This window comes from Burkholderia sp. 9775_39 (assembly GCF_015712225.1).
Classification (GTDB): Bacteria; Pseudomonadota; Gammaproteobacteria; order Burkholderiales; family Burkholderiaceae; genus Burkholderia; species Burkholderia cenocepacia.
On record NZ_JACCQC010000015.1, the window covers coordinates 131,939 to 147,688 of the forward strand.

At 68.1% G+C, this 15,750-nt stretch carries 16 protein-coding genes; 3 read left to right on the top strand and 13 right to left on the bottom strand.

Translation table 11 applies throughout. The features are described from left to right. Positions 1-18: 18 nt before the first annotated feature. The 8 genes from H0X90_RS21035 to H0X90_RS21070 form a co-directional block, all read right to left on the bottom strand. Positions 19-1,419, bottom strand: a complete 1,401-nt coding sequence (locus tag H0X90_RS21035; protein WP_077190999.1) for an amidase family protein — start codon at positions 1,417-1,419, stop codon at positions 19-21. Positions 1,420-1,494: 75 nt separating this feature from the next. Next, entirely contained in the window at positions 1,495-2,286 is a 792-nt protein-coding gene (locus H0X90_RS21040) for an alpha/beta fold hydrolase (RefSeq protein WP_077190998.1), read from the bottom strand. Positions 2,287-2,370: 84 nt separating this feature from the next. Then, positions 2,371-2,718 carry a DUF4148 domain-containing protein gene (locus H0X90_RS21045; protein WP_077190997.1) on the bottom strand — a complete coding sequence of 116 codons (348 nt, stop codon included), beginning with the start codon at positions 2,716-2,718 and terminating at the stop codon, positions 2,371-2,373. 279 nt (positions 2,719-2,997) lie between these two features. Then, a complete protein-coding gene (locus H0X90_RS21050; RefSeq protein WP_012493119.1) occupies positions 2,998-3,540 on the bottom strand; it encodes a cytochrome P460 family protein in 543 nt (180 codons plus the stop codon). Continuing rightward, complete coding sequence (locus H0X90_RS21055; protein ID WP_077190996.1) at positions 3,540-4,583, bottom strand: alpha/beta fold hydrolase; 1,044 nt, start codon at positions 4,581-4,583, stop codon at positions 3,540-3,542. Before H0X90_RS21055 ends, H0X90_RS21050 begins: the two co-directional genes overlap by 1 nt. 256 nt (positions 4,584-4,839) lie before the next feature. After that, positions 4,840-6,219 (bottom strand): tripartite tricarboxylate transporter permease, encoded by a 1,380-nt coding sequence (locus tag H0X90_RS21060; RefSeq protein ID WP_006484537.1) that lies wholly within the window; start codon positions 6,217-6,219, stop codon positions 4,840-4,842. Continuing rightward, positions 6,219-6,716 carry a hypothetical protein gene (locus tag H0X90_RS21065; RefSeq protein ID WP_006484516.1) on the bottom strand — a complete coding sequence of 166 codons (498 nt, stop codon included), beginning with the start codon at positions 6,714-6,716 and terminating at the stop codon, positions 6,219-6,221. Before H0X90_RS21065 ends, H0X90_RS21060 begins: the two co-directional genes overlap by 1 nt. An 88-nt stretch (positions 6,717-6,804) precedes the next feature. Continuing rightward, positions 6,805-8,091: a hydroxymethylglutaryl-CoA reductase, degradative gene (locus tag H0X90_RS21070; protein WP_077190995.1), complete on the bottom strand. Its 1,287-nt coding sequence runs from the start codon at positions 8,089-8,091 to the stop codon at positions 6,805-6,807. Positions 8,092-8,254: 163 nt separating this feature from the next. Here H0X90_RS21070 and H0X90_RS21075 point away from each other — a divergent pair, with 163 nt between their 5' ends. Together H0X90_RS21075 and H0X90_RS21080 are read left to right on the top strand one after the other, a co-directional pair. Beyond that, positions 8,255-9,640: a PLP-dependent aminotransferase family protein gene (locus H0X90_RS21075; RefSeq protein ID WP_006484635.1), complete on the top strand. Its 1,386-nt coding sequence runs from the start codon at positions 8,255-8,257 to the stop codon at positions 9,638-9,640. 89 nt (positions 9,641-9,729) lie between these two features. Then, a complete protein-coding gene (locus H0X90_RS21080; protein WP_227739715.1) occupies positions 9,730-10,134 on the top strand; it encodes a hypothetical protein in 405 nt (134 codons plus the stop codon). Positions 10,135-10,251: 117 nt separating this feature from the next. Here H0X90_RS21080 and H0X90_RS21085 read toward each other — a convergent pair whose 3' ends face one another. Together H0X90_RS21085 and H0X90_RS21090 are read right to left on the bottom strand one after the other, a co-directional pair. After that, the gene (locus H0X90_RS21085) at positions 10,252-11,529 is read right to left on the bottom strand and encodes an epoxide hydrolase family protein (RefSeq protein ID WP_077190994.1); all 1,278 of its coding nucleotides are present in this window, start codon (positions 11,527-11,529) and stop codon (positions 10,252-10,254) included. A 203-nt stretch (positions 11,530-11,732) separates the two neighbouring features. Continuing rightward, the gene (locus H0X90_RS21090; protein ID WP_077191050.1) at positions 11,733-12,437 is read right to left on the bottom strand and encodes an SDR family oxidoreductase; all 705 of its coding nucleotides are present in this window, start codon (positions 12,435-12,437) and stop codon (positions 11,733-11,735) included. Between the two features lie 134 nt (positions 12,438-12,571). Between H0X90_RS21090 and gcvA the strand changes: the two genes are divergently transcribed. Continuing rightward, entirely contained in the window at positions 12,572-13,462 is an 891-nt protein-coding gene (gene gcvA, locus H0X90_RS21095) for a transcriptional regulator GcvA (protein WP_077190993.1), read from the top strand. A gap of 25 nt (positions 13,463-13,487) precedes the next feature. On the opposite strand, the gene H0X90_RS21100 is transcribed toward gcvA, so the two are convergent. The 3 genes from H0X90_RS21100 to H0X90_RS21110 all read right to left on the bottom strand — a co-directional run bounded on the left by H0X90_RS21100 (position 13,488) and on the right by H0X90_RS21110 (position 15,573). Further along, positions 13,488-14,075 (bottom strand): pyridoxamine 5'-phosphate oxidase family protein, encoded by a 588-nt coding sequence (locus H0X90_RS21100; RefSeq protein ID WP_077190992.1) that lies wholly within the window; start codon positions 14,073-14,075, stop codon positions 13,488-13,490. Positions 14,076-14,169: 94 nt separating this feature from the next. Then, positions 14,170-14,361, bottom strand: coding sequence for a hypothetical protein (locus H0X90_RS21105; protein ID WP_077190991.1), 192 nt, complete (start codon positions 14,359-14,361; stop codon positions 14,170-14,172). A gap of 12 nt (positions 14,362-14,373) precedes the next feature. Then, complete coding sequence (locus H0X90_RS21110) at positions 14,374-15,573, bottom strand: PLP-dependent aminotransferase family protein (RefSeq protein ID WP_077190990.1); 1,200 nt, start codon at positions 15,571-15,573, stop codon at positions 14,374-14,376. Between the last annotated feature and the right edge of the window lie 177 nt (positions 15,574-15,750).

Below are 15,750 nucleotides of genomic sequence, written 5' to 3' on the forward strand. Positions count from 1 at the left end.
CATGGGTTCTTCAGGATGTCATACCACTGGATCGACCGGCACAATCGGCACCCCACGCGCCTCGATATCGCGTCCCGCAAGCAGACACAGATCCTCGCGATGATGCGTGGCCACCACCTGCACGCCCACCGGCACGCCGTTCACGATCGATGTCGTAACGGCCAGCCCCGGCAGCCCCATCGCGGGCAGCGCGCGCAACGTGAGCTGCGCTTCCCACACGCGTTCGAAGCCGTCCGGCCCTTGCCGGTCGAGATCGTCGGGGAACGGCAGTTCCGCCGAAACGGGCAACAGCAGCACCGCATAGTCGTCGAGAAACAGCCGCCACGCTCGCGTCAGCGTGGTACGCCGGACCAGCGCGCGGCTGATCACGTCGGCCGGCAGGTCGCGCACCTTGCCGCGCACGGCGGCGATCACCGCGGCCGCGCCCGGATCGCCGTCTTGCGCCACGGCGTTCGCCAGCGCGTCGAATCCGTCGCCGAGCCACAGCTGTTCCTGCAGCAGCGCGGCCTCGCGCATCGGCGGCGTATCGTCGATCTCGTCGACGGTCCAGCCGGCATCGACCAGCCGGCGCGCGGCATCGCGCAACGCGGCCTCGACTTCGGGCACGACCTCCAGGCCGCGCGGACGCACGCACAGCGCCGCGCGCTTCGGCACATCGCGCCCGTCGAACGGCACCGCGACGTGCCACGGATCGCGCGGGTCCGGCGCGGAGAAGGCGCGTAGCGCGAGCGAGAGATCGTCGATCGTGCGCGCGATCGGCCCGGCCGTCGACATCAGTTGCGCGCCGATCGCCCGCTCGGGCGACGATGCATTGAATGCCGGCACGCGGCCGAGCGACGGCCGGATCCCGTGTACGCCGCATGCATAGGCCGGGTAGCGCACCGAGCCGCCGATGTCGGTGCCGACCGCGAGCGGGCCGATCCCGGCAGCCACGGCCGCCGCCGCGCCGCCGCTCGATCCGCCCGGCGTCAGCGACGCATTGCGCGGATTGCGCGTGTGGCCGTGCACGAGATTCGCCGTGAACCAGCGCAATGCGAACGTCGGGGAATTGGTGCGGCCGAGCAGCACCCCGCCGGCCTTCCGGATGTTCGCGACCACCGGGCTGTCGGCGGGCGCGACCAGATTGCGCTGCAAACGCGTGCCGTTGGTCGTCGCAAAGCCGGCCTGATCGACGTTGATCTTCACGGTGACGGGGACGCCCGCGAGCGGCCCCGGATCGTCGCCGCGCGCGATCGCGCGATCGACTTCGTCGGCCTGCTGCCGCACGTCGTCGGGACGGTGTTCGACCACCGCGTTGATCGCCGGATTCACGGCATCGAGACGATCGAGCACCGCGTCCGCCACTTCGCGCGCGGATACGTCGCGCTGCTGCACGCGTTTCGCGAGTTCGGTCGCGGACAGTTGCCAGAGTTCGGTCATGACTTCTCCTGGTGAAAAGACATCACGATCACGCGCGGAACCGCGCCCCTCACGAAAGCGCGGCGCCGCACGCGCTCACTGCGTATCCTGCTTCGCGCGCTCGGCCGCGGCGATGATCGCGTCGGCCACGGCCTTCGGCTGGCTCAGCATCGCGACATGGCTCGCGTTCACGCGCGTGACCGTCGCGCCGATCCGCTTCGCCATCGCTTCCTGCAGCATCGGATCGATCATCCGGTCCTGCGTCGCGACGACGAACGTCGACGGCTTCGCATGCCACGCGGCCTGCGTGACCTTCTCCGAGATGCACCCGCCATACCACGGCCCCTGGGTCGCCGCGACGAGGCGCTGCTGCGCGGGCGGCAGATCCGGCGCGAAGTCCTGCGCGATCGCCTTGTCCGACAGCCGTGCGAAACCGCCCGCGTCCTTGCGCAACTCGCCGGCCCATGCCGGCGCCGGCAGCCCCTGCGTGACGTCCGCGATCGACTGGCCGTTGTCGGGGGCGAACGCCGCGACGTACACGAGCGACTTCACCTTGTCGTCGTTGCCCGCGTCGCTGATCACGACGCCCGCCCACGAATGGCCGACCAGCACGACCGGCCCCTTCTGTTCGTCGATCGTACGCTTCGCCGCGGCCGCATCGTCGGCGAGCGAGCTCAGCGGATTCTGCACCGACACCACGTGCAGCCCGCGCGCCTCCAGCAGCGGAATCACGCGGTTCCAGCTCGATCCGTCGGCGAACGCGCCGTGCACGAGCACGACGTTGGTGCCCTTCAGGTCTTCCTTCGGCGCGGCCTGCGCCGCGACCGCACCGAACAGTCCGCCGATCATCGCGGCGGATACCAGAACGCGTTTCGTCAAACCGGCCATCGTCATGCTCCTTTGCTTGTCGTGTTGTTCAAATGAAGGACTGCAGTGAAGGCCGCGCCTGCATGCGGCAGGCGCGGCGCGGAATCACGAATGCGCGTACAGGTCGTCGGCGGCGGTGCGTGCGGCACGCGACTGCGCTGCGTCGCGATGGCCGGCCGGCGCCGACGCATCGGCCACGTTGTCGTCTTGCGACTTCGACGGGCCGTTCTGGTCGGAACGCGCGACCTGCTCGGCAGCCGCGACGGCATGCTCTGCGGCGGCGATGTCGTCCGGGTAATGCGCTTCGCTGCCGGCCGGGTTGTAGCCGGCCTTCTCGAGACGGACGAGGTCGGCGCGCACTTCGGCACGCGTGAGGCCGTGGCCGGTATCGGCGAACGACAGTGCGGGTGCGACGGCGAGAATGGCAACGGCGAGGATTCGAGCGGCTTTCATGAGATTTCTCCTTGAACGAAGTTGGGTGGTCGATCATTTGGCATCCGGTGCGAACGCCTGGCACCGAACGTTTGCTGCATGTCGACAGTAGAACCCGCGCACGTATCCGGCATGTTTCCGAAACCGGGGCTTTCTGCATGCCAGTTTTTCAGGAGCGACCGCAGATACAGTGCGATACAAACCGGCTTGCCGACGCGCTGCGCCGTTCCCCGCGCACCACGAAAAAAGGCGTGCCTCGCAGGGCACGCCTTTCCGTCACCTTCACCTCGCCGTGTCACGTCACGGCGCGAGCCGCGTGAACACGTAATCGTGGTTTTTCACCCGCGCCTGATGGCATGCAAAGCATGTCTGATGCTGGCCGAGGTCGGCTGGCACGCCGTTGATGAAGCGCCCGAATCCCCAGCCGCCCGTCGCCGCATAGCGGCGCGAATCCTTCACCATCACCTGCACGGTCGTCGCCTGGCCCGGCACCGTCGCGGGCGCGAACTCGTCGGACTGCTTGCGCTTGTATGCGAGCTTCACGAGGATCGTGCCGTCCGGAAACGGCAGCGTCGCCTGTTCGAGCGCGCGGATCGCGACCGGGTTGCCGAGCACCACCCGCAGTTCGTCGAGCGGTGCGGCCTCTTCGGCCGGCGCGACCATCTCCCACTTCCGGTAGCCGGGCGGAATCGTCACGCCGTAGATCGGCGACGCGGCCGCGGCCGGTTTCGGCTGCTCCGCGAACGCGGCCGGACCGCTCGCCGACCACGCACCGGCCAGCAGCACGCCCGCGACGAGCACATGGCGCGCGCCGCGCCGCCCCATTCCCACGCGGGCCCGCATCACAGATGCTCCACTTGCAGGATCGCATCGGCGAATGCCTGCGGCGCTTCCTGCGGCAGGTTGTGGCCGATGCCGCCGGTGATGGTCCGGTGCTGGTACTTGCCGGTGAACTTCTTCGCGTACGCGGCCGGCTCCGGATGCGGCGCGCCGTTCGCGTCGCCTTCCATCGTGATCGTCGGCACGGTGATCGCGGGCCCGGCCGCGAGACGCCGCTCGATGTCGTCGTATTGCGCTTCGCCCTTCGCGAGCCCGAGCCGCCAGCGATAGTTGTGGATCACGACGGCCACGTGATCGGGATTCCGGAACGACGCGGCCGAGCGCGCATACGTCTCGTCGGAGAACTGCCACTTCGGCGACGCGAGTTGCCAGATCAGCTTGTTGAACGCATCGCGGTTCTGCGCGTAGCCGAGTTCGCCGCGCTCGGTCGTGAAGTAGAACTGATACCACCACTGTAATTCGGCCTGCGGCGGCAGCGGCTTGGCGTTCGCCGCCTGGCTGCCGATCAGGTAGCCGCTCACCGACACCAGCGCCTTCACGCGCTGCGGCCACAGCGCCGCGATGATGTCGGCCGTGCGCGCACCCCAGTCGTAGCCGCCGAACACCGCGCGGTCGATCTTCAGCGCATCCATCAGCGCGACGATGTCGACGGCCGTCACCGCCTGCTGGCCGTTGCGCACCGTGTCGGCCGAGCGGAACGTCGTCGAGCCGTAGCCGCGCAGGTACGGCACGATCACGCGATAGCCGGCCGCGACGAGCAGCGGCGCGACGTCCGCGTAGCTGTAGATGTCGTACGGCCAGCCGTGCAGCAGGAACACGACCGGGCCCTGCTTCGGTCCGAGATCCGCATAACCGACGTTGAGCACGCCCGCGTCGATCTGGTGGATCGGGCCCAGCGACGCAGCGCCGGCCGGGCGCTTCGCCGCCGATGCATCGGGCGCCGACTGCGCATGCGCGAGCGCGCTGAAGCCGAGGTCGGCCAGGCTCAGGCTCGCCAGCGTCGAGCCCAGGATCAGGCGGCGGCGGGTGTTCACGGTATCAGGCATGACTCGTTCTCCATTGTCGATCGCTCAGGAAAGGGCCCGCGGCACGTGCGGGCAATCGGGTGTCGCCGTTCGCAGCGGCGGCGCATGGCACCGCGCCGCCGTGCGAATCGCTTCACCGGTTTTATATCCGAACCATCCGGACGCTTTGTATCCCAACGTATCCGTGTGCGAACACGACACACAGCGATTCAAAAATCGCGAGAAAACGACGCTTCGGCGCGGCCGCGCGGCACTCGCGGCCCGGTACGCCGGCGTGTCAGAACAGCCTGGCGATCGCGGGCACGCTGAGCACCGCGACGTAATAGCCCATGAACTGCACGCCGGTGTTGAACGCGAACAGGCGCGACAGCATCCCGCCGAAGAGGCCGATCGTCACGATCACGGCAAGCCCGAGCAGTTGCCCTTCCCACACGCCGATCACGACGATCAGCCCCGCGAAGGTCGCGATGATCGCTTCGTGGCTCAGCTTGCGCGCGACGAACGCCGCCGCGCGGTGCGCGTGGTGCATCGCGAGCGGATACGCGATCAGCGCGGCCAGCACGATCGCCAGCAGCCCGTAGCCGAGGAACGCGGGCCAGCTCATCAGCGTATGCAGGTTGTGGATCTGCCCGCTCGCCGCGTCGACCGTGAAGCGCGGCGGCGCATTGAACAGCGGCGCGGCCGGGCCGGCCGCCACCGGGCTCAGCGGCAGCCCGAACGCGATCAGCGGAATCAGCGCTTCGGCGATATAGGTGGCCTCGGTCACGCCGTTGCGCGCGGCGATCACGGTCGTCAGGCGCTGGTACGCATGACGCACGCGCGCGCCGACGATCTCGCCCATCAGCACCGTCATCGCGACCGGGCTGAACACGAACGTCGCGCTCGACACGGCGGCCGTGCCGACCGTCCACGCGACCTGCTCGCGGTCGAGCACCTTCAGCGGATTCGGGAAATAGCCGCGCCAGCTTTTCACGTCGGGCGCGAGCACGAACGTCGACGGCCCGTCGCGGCGCATGCGCCGCCGCTCGGCCGGCGACAGGATCGAGAACAGGTCGGCCACCAGCGGGCCGATCGCGATCCCGAGGAAGTAGCTGACGCTCAGCTTCACGCCGTAATGACCGGTGAGCGCCTGCAGCCCGACCACCAGCATCACGAACGGCACCAGCAGCAGCACCGATGCCCAGCGCCCCGCCGAGCAGTACGCGATGCCGACGGCCGCCGCGAGGAACACCCACGGCGCGGCCTTCGCGATCGCCGCGCCGAACGGCGCGAGCAGCGACGCGAACAGCACCGCGAGCGGCAGCGCGACGAACGCGGCGACGATCGCGCCAGAGATCATCTTGCGCAGCGCGATGTGCGGCACGCCGAGCGCGCGCAGCAGCGTCGCCTGTTGCAGCAGCGGCGCGGCCATCGTGTCGCCGGGAATGCCGAGCAGCGCGGTCGGGATCGCATGCGTGATGTGCTTGGCCACCGCGCCCGCGAGGAAGAACGTGAACACGCCGGCCGGCGGCACGCCGAGCAGCGCGACGAGCAACGTGAGCGGCGCGATCGTCGTCGTTTCGTCGGTGCCGGAGATCAGCCCGATGCCGGAGAACACGATCGCGCCGAGCAGCCCCATCGCGAACGCGGCCGGCAACGCCTGCAGCAGTGCGTCCATCAGCGGCCTCCCGCGCGTGCGCGCCCGGTCGACGCGTCGTACGACGCGAACAGGTCGAGCAGCCCGAGTTCCTCCATCTCGGCGCGCGCGCTGGCCGACAGGTCGCTCGTCGCGCCCAGTCCGCCCGATGCTTCGGCGAGTTGCCGCAAGGCGTCGTCGCGCTCGGCGCTGCCCGCCGCATGCTCGATCACCGTGCGCTTCGGCTTGAACAGCACCGCGCAGATCGTGCCGGCCAGCAGGCAGCCGCCGAGGCCGATCAGCATCGCATAAGCGCGTGCGATCGCCGCATCGTGCACGAACGATGCGAGCGCGATGCGGCCGATCTCGAACGCGCCGAGGCTGATCGCGATGCCGAGCAGCACCGACCACGCGAGATGCTTCGTCGCCACCGTGTCGCCCCACACCTCGACGAGCGTCGCGGCCGCCGCATCGGCGCCGGCCAACGGCCGGGTGCGATGCGGCGCGGGTGCGACGGCGCTTGAACCGGTCTGTTCCATGTGTCTCCTCCTGGTTTGATATGTCGCCGGCCATGCCGGCGCGGCGCGGACTGCACACCGCGTCGATCACGCGGCGCGCAGCCGCGCGTCAGCCGTCGCTGCGGCCCGCGAGCAGCTCGACGGCGAAATCGGTACGCACGTCCTTCGCCGCGACCATCCGCTGCGCGATCCGGTCGATGTCGGCGCCCGTCGCGCCGGCCGCGACGGCGATGTTGCGCGCATGCAGCGCCATGTGGCCGCGCTGGATTCCTTCGGTCGCGAGCGCACGCAGCGCCCCGAGATTCTGCGCAAGCCCGACCGCGACCGCAATTTCGCCGAGTTCCTGCGCGGACGTCACGTTCATGATCTTCAATGCGAGGCGCGCGAGCGGATGCGTCTTCGTCGCGCCGCCGACGAGCCCGACCGGCATCGGCATCTCGATCGTGCCGACGAGGTCGCCGTTCGCGGCCTTCTCCCACGTCGTCAGCGACGTATAGCGGCCGCTGCGGCTCGCGTACGCATGCGCGCCGGCTTCGACCGCGCGCCAGTCGTTGCCGGTCGCGACCACCACCGGATCGATGCCGTTCATGATGCCCTTGTTGTGGGTCGCCGCGCGGTACGGATCGGTCGCCGCGAACACGTATGCGTCGATCACGCGATCGATCACCGCTTCGCCGGCGTAATCGTCGGTCGCGAGCGTCGCGGCCGAGTACCGTACCTCCGCGCGCGCCAACCGCAGGTCGGCGAGGTTGGACAGTATCCGCAACCGTACCTGGCCGCCGGTAATCGCCTCGATGCGCGTCGCGACGGTCTCGGCCATCGTGTTGACCGTGTTCGCGCCCATCGCGTCGCGCACGTCGACGATCAGGTGCGCGACGATCATCGCGCCGCGCGGCGTGTCGGGAAACACGTGAACCTCGATGTCGCGGCAGCCGCCGCCGAGCCCGACCAGCACCTTGTCGCGGCTGTTCGCGAGCGCGATCAGTTCGGCCGCATGACGCAGGATCGCGAGCCGCGCGCCGTACGGATCGTCGACGCCGACCACCTGGACCTGCGCACGCATCAGCGGGCCGCTGCTCGACGTGTGGAAGCCGCCCGCCGCGCGCGACAGCTTCGCCATGTACGATGCGGCCGCCACGATCGACGGCTCCTCGACGGCCATCGGCACGATCACGTCCCGGTCGTTGATCCGGAAGTAGCCGGCCACCGCCATCGGCAGCTCGAACGTGCCGATCACGTTCTCGATCATTCCGTTCGCGGTATCGAGCGGCAGCGCGCCCGGTCGGGCGAGCAGCGCGTGCTCGGCATCGTCGAGCCCGACGACGCGGGCCAGGTGGGACAGGCGTTGCTCGGGCGTCAGCGAGCGGAAGTTCGGCAAGGCGGAATCGATCGGCATGATGGGTTGACTGTTGCGGGGTGGCGGTATTGCCCGTCGGTGCTTGCGGCGGGCAGTGGATAGCCGAATAATAGTCACGCTGTACCCATTGAAAAGGTACAGACGGCGCAGACAGTCCCTCAACCGCACCCATGACAGTGAGCCGGCCCGACGGAAGATTCCGATGAAACAGCGTGCAAAAGCCAGCCTGTCTGGCGCGATGGCGGACAATCTCGCCAGACAGATCGAGGAAGGCGTGTTGCCGGCCGGCGCGAAACTGCCGTCGATCAGGGAATACGCTGAGGCGTCCGGCTGCTCGAAGAACACCGTGATCAGCGCGTTCGAGATGCTCGCGGCCGACGGCCTGATCGAGCCGCGCCGCGGCTCCGGCTTCTTCGTCACGCGACGCGCGGCGGCCACGCCCGACCTCGACGAGCCGAGCTCGCTCGACCGCGCGATGGACATCGTGTGGCTGATGCGCGAGCAACTGCACGTGAAGCCCGACGTGCTCAATCTCGGCGAAGGCTTCCCGCCGATCGAGTGGCTCGAGGAAACGCGGCTGAACCAGTACCAGCAGCGCATCATGCGCACGAGCGCCGCATCGCTGTTCCGCTACGGCAGCCGCTTCGGCTACCTGCCGCTGCGCCAGTCGCTGCAACAGAAGCTCGCCGGTTACGAGATCGAGGCGCCGCCCGCGCAGATCGTGCTCACGCACGGCGCGAACCAGGCGATGGACCTCGTGCTGCGCTATTTCGTGCGCCCCGGCGACACCGTGCTCGTCGACGATCCCGGCTACTACCCGTTGTTCGGCAAGCTGAAGCTGAGCGGCGCGAACATCGTCGGCGTGCCGCGCGAGATCGACGGCCCCGACGTCGCGAAGCTGGCCGAGCATATCGCCGCGTACCGGCCGAAGCTGTTCTTCACGCAATCGGTCGGCCACAACCCGACCGCGACCGATACGAGCGCGGCCAAGGCGCACCGCATCCTGCAGCTCGCCGACGCGCACGACCTGATCATCGTCGAGGACGATGCGCTGGCCGACCTGCGGCCGCGCTCGCTCACGCGCATCGCGACGCTCGACCAGTTGCGCCGCACGATCTATATCGGCAGTTTTTCGAAATCGGTGTCGGCCGCGCTGCGTGTCGGGTTTCTCGCGTGCAATGCGGCGCTTGCCAGCGATCTCGCCGACGTGAAGATGCTGACGCACGTCAGCAGCTCGGAATACTGCGAACGCACGCTCGATGCGATCGTCAGCGATGGCCACTTTCTCAGGCATACGAATCATCTGCAGGAGAAACTGCGGCGCGCGACCGGCACCGCACTCGATGCGCTCGGCCGTCTCGGCGCGGAGGTCTATCGGCCGTGCGAGCAGAACCTGTATCTGTGGGCCGCGCTGCCCGGCTGGCCGGATTCGATGTCGCTCGCACAGGCGCTGCTGGAGCGCGGCGTGATCCTCGCGCCGGGGGCGGTGTTCTCGCCGCAGGCCGATCGTCCGTCGAAGTATTGCCGGTTCAACGTTGCGTATCTGGCGGACAAGCGGTTTGCGCAGGCGTTGCAGGCGATTGCGTAGGCGCGGCATGTCGTTGGAAAAGGGAAGCAACCGTAGCCGCGCGCCGATTCGCCATCGACGTTGCGCGGTATTCATCCATTCAATTCGAGGTGATCGATTTGGCCGATATCGATGAACAAGGCATGCATTCGTTGAAACGAGCCGCGAGTGGACCGCCGTTCTGGCTCGCGATGATCTGGATCGTGCTCGGGCTTCCGGCTCTCGCGTTTGCGGGCTTCTTCGGCTATTCCACGGCCTCCTGCAGTTCCTTCGGCGACGCGCTGAACTGGGCGCTGTTTCTCTCGGCCTTCGCCGTGATGGCCGGCGTCATCCATCATGCGCCCAGCATGTTGATCGGACTCGTTGTCTGCGCCGCAGCTGCGTCGATTGTCCGACGTTTTCAACGAATCGAGGTGACATGGATAGGGTTCCTGGTCACGCTAACCGGCATCTACTTTGCCGCGGCGATTGTCGGGAAGCTGATGGATTCACACTGGTCGTGCAGCCTCTTTTGACAGGCACCCCATCGCCACTCTAATGCTCACGCGAGGATTCAATCCGTATCGAAACCCGGTGTTTGAAAAACGCGGGCCGCGCAACAGGCCGGCCCGCATTCATCGCACCGACCCCGCCTACACGCGCCGCAACGGCCGGAACCCGGCACGCACTTCACGCGCGAACAATTCCGGTTCCTCCCATGCCGCGAAGTGCCCGCCCTTGTCGACTTGGTTGAAGTAGATCAGGTTGTGATAACTGCGCTCGGCCCAACTGCGCGGCGCCTGATAGATCTCGCCCGGAAACACCGTGATCGCCGCCGGCAACGAGATATCCACTGCGTTGAAGTTGTTCGAGTGATCCTCCCAGTAGATCTGCGCGGCCGACGTCGCGGTGTTCGTCAGCCAGTACAGCGAGATGTCGTCGAGAATCTCGTCGCGCGGAATCGAGCGTTCGGGCACGCCGCCGCTGTACGTCCACTGCGAGATCTTGTCGTACATCCACGCGGCCTGCCCGGACGGCGAATCCGCCAGCGCATAACCGACCGTCTGCGGCCGCGTGACCATCATCGCCGAGTAGCCGCAGTTGTCGCGATAGAACGTCGCGAGCTTCTCGTACGCGGCCTTCTCCTTCGGCGACAGCGACGCCGGCGCGGGCGCATCGGTCGCGAGCAGCGTGGCGATGTCCGGCGGTACCGTCGCCGGCATGTTCACGTGAATCCCGGCCAGGCCCTGCACGCGCTGCATCGCCATCCGGTGCGAGATCACCGAGCCGCAGTCGCCGCCCTGCGACACGAAGCGCGTATAGCCGAGCCGCGCCATCAGCTCGCCCCACGCGCGCGCGATGTGATCCGAACCCCAGCCGGTCTTCGTCGGCCGGCCCGAGAAACCGAAACCCGGCAGCGACGGCACGACGACATGGAACGCATCGTCCGCGCTCGCGCCGTGCGCGGTCGGGTCGGTCAGCGGGCCGATCGCCTTCAGCAACTCGAAGATCGAGCCGGGCCAGCCGTGCGTCATGATCATCGGCATCGCGTTCTCGTGCCGCGAGCGGACGTGAATGAAATGAATGTCGAGCCCGTCGATTTCCGTGATGAACATCGGGAAACCGTTCAGGCGCGCCTCGCCCTTGCGCCAGTCGTAGTCGGTGCCCCAGTAGCGCAGCAGCGCCTGCATGCGCGCGAGCCGCACGCCCTGCGATTCGTCGGCGACGGTCTCGCGGCCCGGCCAGCGCGTCGCGGCGATGCGACGGCGCAGGTCGGCCACGGCTTCATCGGGAATGTGTGCGGTGAACGGGCGTATGCCGCTCGCGCCGGTGGCCGCATGCAGCGCGGTGGGCAGCATCGCCGACACCCCGGCGGCCACGGAAGTGGCCAGCAGGTGGCGACGCATCGGGGAAAACGGTGTGGAAGACATCGTTCGGCATCTCCTTTCGTGAAGTGGAAAGTGAACATGCCGCGCGCGAGATCGCACCCAGGCTTTCAATCAGGCGCGCCCTCGTCACGCGGCGTCGCCTATTCGAAAGGTCTGATGTATCCCGGATTTGTCTGATTTGTACGCGTTTGTAGCTGTTGCGCGGCGAGCGGCCACGCCTGTATGGCTGCTCGCCAATGCGGCGCTCAGAGCGCCTTGACGATCGCGCCGTCGACGCGAATGTTCTGCCCGGTGATGTAGCCCGCGCCGTCCGACAGCAGGAACGCGACCGTCTTCGCGATCTCGCCGGTCTTGCCGAAGCGGCCGGCCGGAATGCGCGCGACGATCTCCGGCGTTTCCGGCCAGCTGTCGATGAAGCCCGGCAGCACCGCGTTCATCCGGATGTTCTCGGCCGCATAGCGTTCCGCGTAGAGGCGCGTCCATGCGCTCAGCGCAGCGCGCAGCGCCGACGACACGGGCATCGGCTGCTCGGGCGCGTCCGCCGCGAAGCTCGAGATGTTGACCACCGCGCCGCCGCCCTGCTTCTGGAAGATCGGCGTCACGCGGCGCATCACGCGCACCACGTTTAGCAGGATCAAGTCGAGGCCCGCATGCCAGTTGTCGTCGGTGATCGACAGCAGTTCGCCCTTCGGCGGATGGCCGGTGTTGTTCACGACCGCGTCGATCCGCCCGTAGCGCGCGACCGTTTCCTGCACGAGCCGGTCGATATCGGCTTCCTCCGTCACCGAGCCCTGGATGCCGAAGCCGCCCAGTTCCTCGCCGAGCGCCACCGCGCTGCCCGACGGCGACATCAGCGCGACGCGGTAGCCGGTCGCCGCCAGTTCGCGCGCGATCGCCGCGCCCATGCCCTTGCCCGCCGCCGTGATCAGCGCCACTTTTTCTACAGTCACGATCCGCTCCTCGTTTCGATTCTGCCGCCGCGCAGCCGCCATTCGGCGCGCCATGATGGTAATGTAGGCCCATCGATTCCGGCTGTCGAACCAGTATTTCTGCCGCCAGCCGATAGTTTTTCTACAGCCTGACGATGCCGCCACGCCCTTCCCGCCTGCCGCCGCTGAATGCGCTCCGCGCGTTCGAAGTGTCCGCGCGGCACCTCAATTTCCGCGCCGCCGCCGACGAGATCGGCGTCACGCAGGGCGCCGTCGCGCAGCAGGTGCGCCACCTCGAGGACGTGCTCGGCCTGAAGCTGTTCGAGCGCCTGCCGCGCGGCCTCGCGCTCACGCACGACGGCGCCGCGTACTTCTCCGACGTGCAGCGCGCGCTGCATGCGATCGCCGACGCGACCGACAAGCTCGTCAAGCGCCGCGCCGCGCTGACGATCAGCACGACGCCGTCGTTCGCGTCGAAGTGGCTGATCCCGCGGCTCGCGCAGTTCACCGACGCGCATCCCGACTACGACGTGCGCGTGATCGCCGATCCGCAGATCGCGACGTTCCGCCACGACGGCGTCGACCTCGCGATCCGCTACGGCAAGCCGCCGTTCGGCAAGCATCTCGCCACCCATGCGCTGTTCCCGCTCGACGTGTACGCGGTGTGCAGCCCGTCGGTGCTGATCGCGCCGGCTTCGCCGCGCGCGCTCGCTGGTCAGGTGCTGCTGCACGACGCGCACGATCTGTGGCCCGAATTCCTCGCGGCGATGCCCGAACCGGTCGACGTCGATCCGCACAAGGGGCTGCGCTTCAACCAGACGTCGCTCGCGATCGACGCGGCCGTCGCCGGCCAGGGCATCGCGCTCGCGACCGAGCCGCTCGTCGAGCGCGACATCGCCGCCGGACGGCTGTGCAAGCCGTTCGACTTCGCGTTTCCGCTGTCGATGGGGTTCTATCTCGTGTATCCGGCCGAGCGCCGCGACGACGACGCGATCGCGGTAATGCGCGCGTGGATGATCCAGGCCGCGTCGGACGGGCGGCCTTGAGCCGCGTGAGCTCGCCTGGCTGGCGTCAGGGGGCGATCCAGCGGGCTTCGTCGCCGCTGTCGTTCAGGTCGAATACCGCTCGACGATGGCCGGCGCGCGCGAGTTCGAGCCAGTCGATGCGCGTGACCGTCACGTGGATCAGGCAGAAGTTTTCGTAGCCGTCGCCGGTCGGCGCGGTACTGTCGGGATGCGCGGCTTCCGGCGACGCGATCGGCGTACCGGGCGGCAACGGTGCGCGATACAGCAGCAGCGTATGCGGACGGCTCGATTGCCAGATCGCGCGCCGCTGCACTTCGTCGTCGCAGATCGACGCAACGCCTTCCGCGCGAATCTGCACAAGTGCATCGAGGTCATTGGCGACGATCGAGATGCGCGGATCGCGACGCAACTCCGCGACCTTCTCCGAACGTGCATCGGTATGAAACGACAGCACGCGCTCCGTGCGATTCACCTGACGCAACACGATCGTCCGAACCTTCGGCGCACCGTCGAGGCCGAGCGTCGCCGCCTGCAACATCGTGAACGGCGAGCGCTGCACGCTGACGCCGGACTCGAGGCAGGACCAGAGGCGATCGTAGGTTTGCGCGAGCGATGCGGAGGTCGAGTCGGACATGGAGCGGCGGCGATCGTCGGTGTTTCGATCGCGCAAGCTTAACCTTTTGTTGCGGCGACGGCGCGCCGGCGATGCGCCGCGGTCCGTGCGCCCGTCAGTTGTAGCCGAGCACGACCGGCGCCGCATCGGCAGCGTCGACCGCCGGCTCCGCGCCGAAACGGCCGAGCACGTCGGCCACATACTGCGGCCCGGCGCTGATCTGCGACGACCGATGCTTCGCCGGCCGCTTGTCGCCGGCGCCCGATGCAGCGCCCGCCGATACCGTTTCGTCGACGGTGATGGTCATCTCGATGTCTCCTTACGCGGCCAGCGCCGCACCATACGCGCGCACGAGGCGCGCGACGCCTTCCCGGATCGCATCGACGTCCGGCGCGGCGAACGACAGGCGCAGCGATGCCGCGTCGACGTTGTCCGCGAAGAACGCCTTGCCGGGCACGAACACGATCTTGTTGGCGATCGCCTGTTGCAGCAGCACGTCCGACGGCACCGCGCCAAGCCGCGCCCACACGAACATCCCGCCTTCGGGACGATGGAATTCGATCGCATCGCCGAACCCGTCGCGCAGCGCGTCGCACATCGCGTCGCACTTGCGCCGGTACGCGGCCGTGATGCGCGGCAGATGGCGTTCGAGCGCACCGTCGGCCAGATATTCGGCGGCAGTAGCCTGCGTCCACGGCGTGCTGCACAGATCGACCGTCTGCTTCGCGATCACGCAGCGCCGCGTGATCTCGGCCGGCGCGATCGTCCAGCCCACCCGCAGCCCCGGCGCGACGATCTTCGACAGGCTCGCGAAATGCACGAGCCAGTCGCGCGCGCCGTCCACTTCACCGGCCAGCGCGAGCATCGACGGCACGGCTTCGCCCGCGAAACGCAGGTCGCCATACGGATCGTCCTCGACGATCAGGAAACGGTATTGCACCGCGAGACGCAGCAGCTTCAGCCTGCGTTCGCGCGTGAGCGTCGCGCCCGTCGGGTTCGCGAAGGTCGGGACCGTGTAGAGCAGCTTCGGCTGCGCGATCGCGCCGGACGCGAGCTGTTCGCCGAGGCGATCGACGTCGAGGCCTTCGCCGTCGACGGGAATCGTCACGATGCGCGCCTGTTGCAAACGCATGGCCTGCAGCGTGGCCGGGTATGCCGGCTGTTCGGTCAGCACGACGTCGCCGGGCGACACCATCACGCGCAGCAGCAGGTCGAGGCCCTGCTGCGAACCGGTCGTGACGAGCAGTTCGGCCGGCATGCACGCGACGCCGCGACGCGCCATCAGCGCGATCAGTTGCTGCTTCAACTCGGCGAGGCCGTCGGTCGGGCCGTATTGCAGGCAGCGGACGGGCTGTGCGTACGCGCGTTCGGCGGCCGCGTTCAGGCCGTCGACGTCGAACAGGTCGCTGGCCGGATAGCCGCCCGCGAAGGAAATCATGCCCGGTTCGGACAGGTACTTGAACAACTCGCGGATCGGCGAGCCGGCAGGGTCTTGGAATGAGGGCGTGAACGCGTACATGTCGTCGTGAGCTGGTGGGCGCGGACGGCCGGGATAGCCGTCGAGCGCCGGCCGCCAAGGCGCTTCTGGCGCCGCGGCGGTGAATTCGAGCCACGATTGTCGATAGTCATTAAGGGCTCGGCAAACGATATCTATGCACTAGGTCTTGCGGTTTGGTCATTAATGGTCATTTTCACT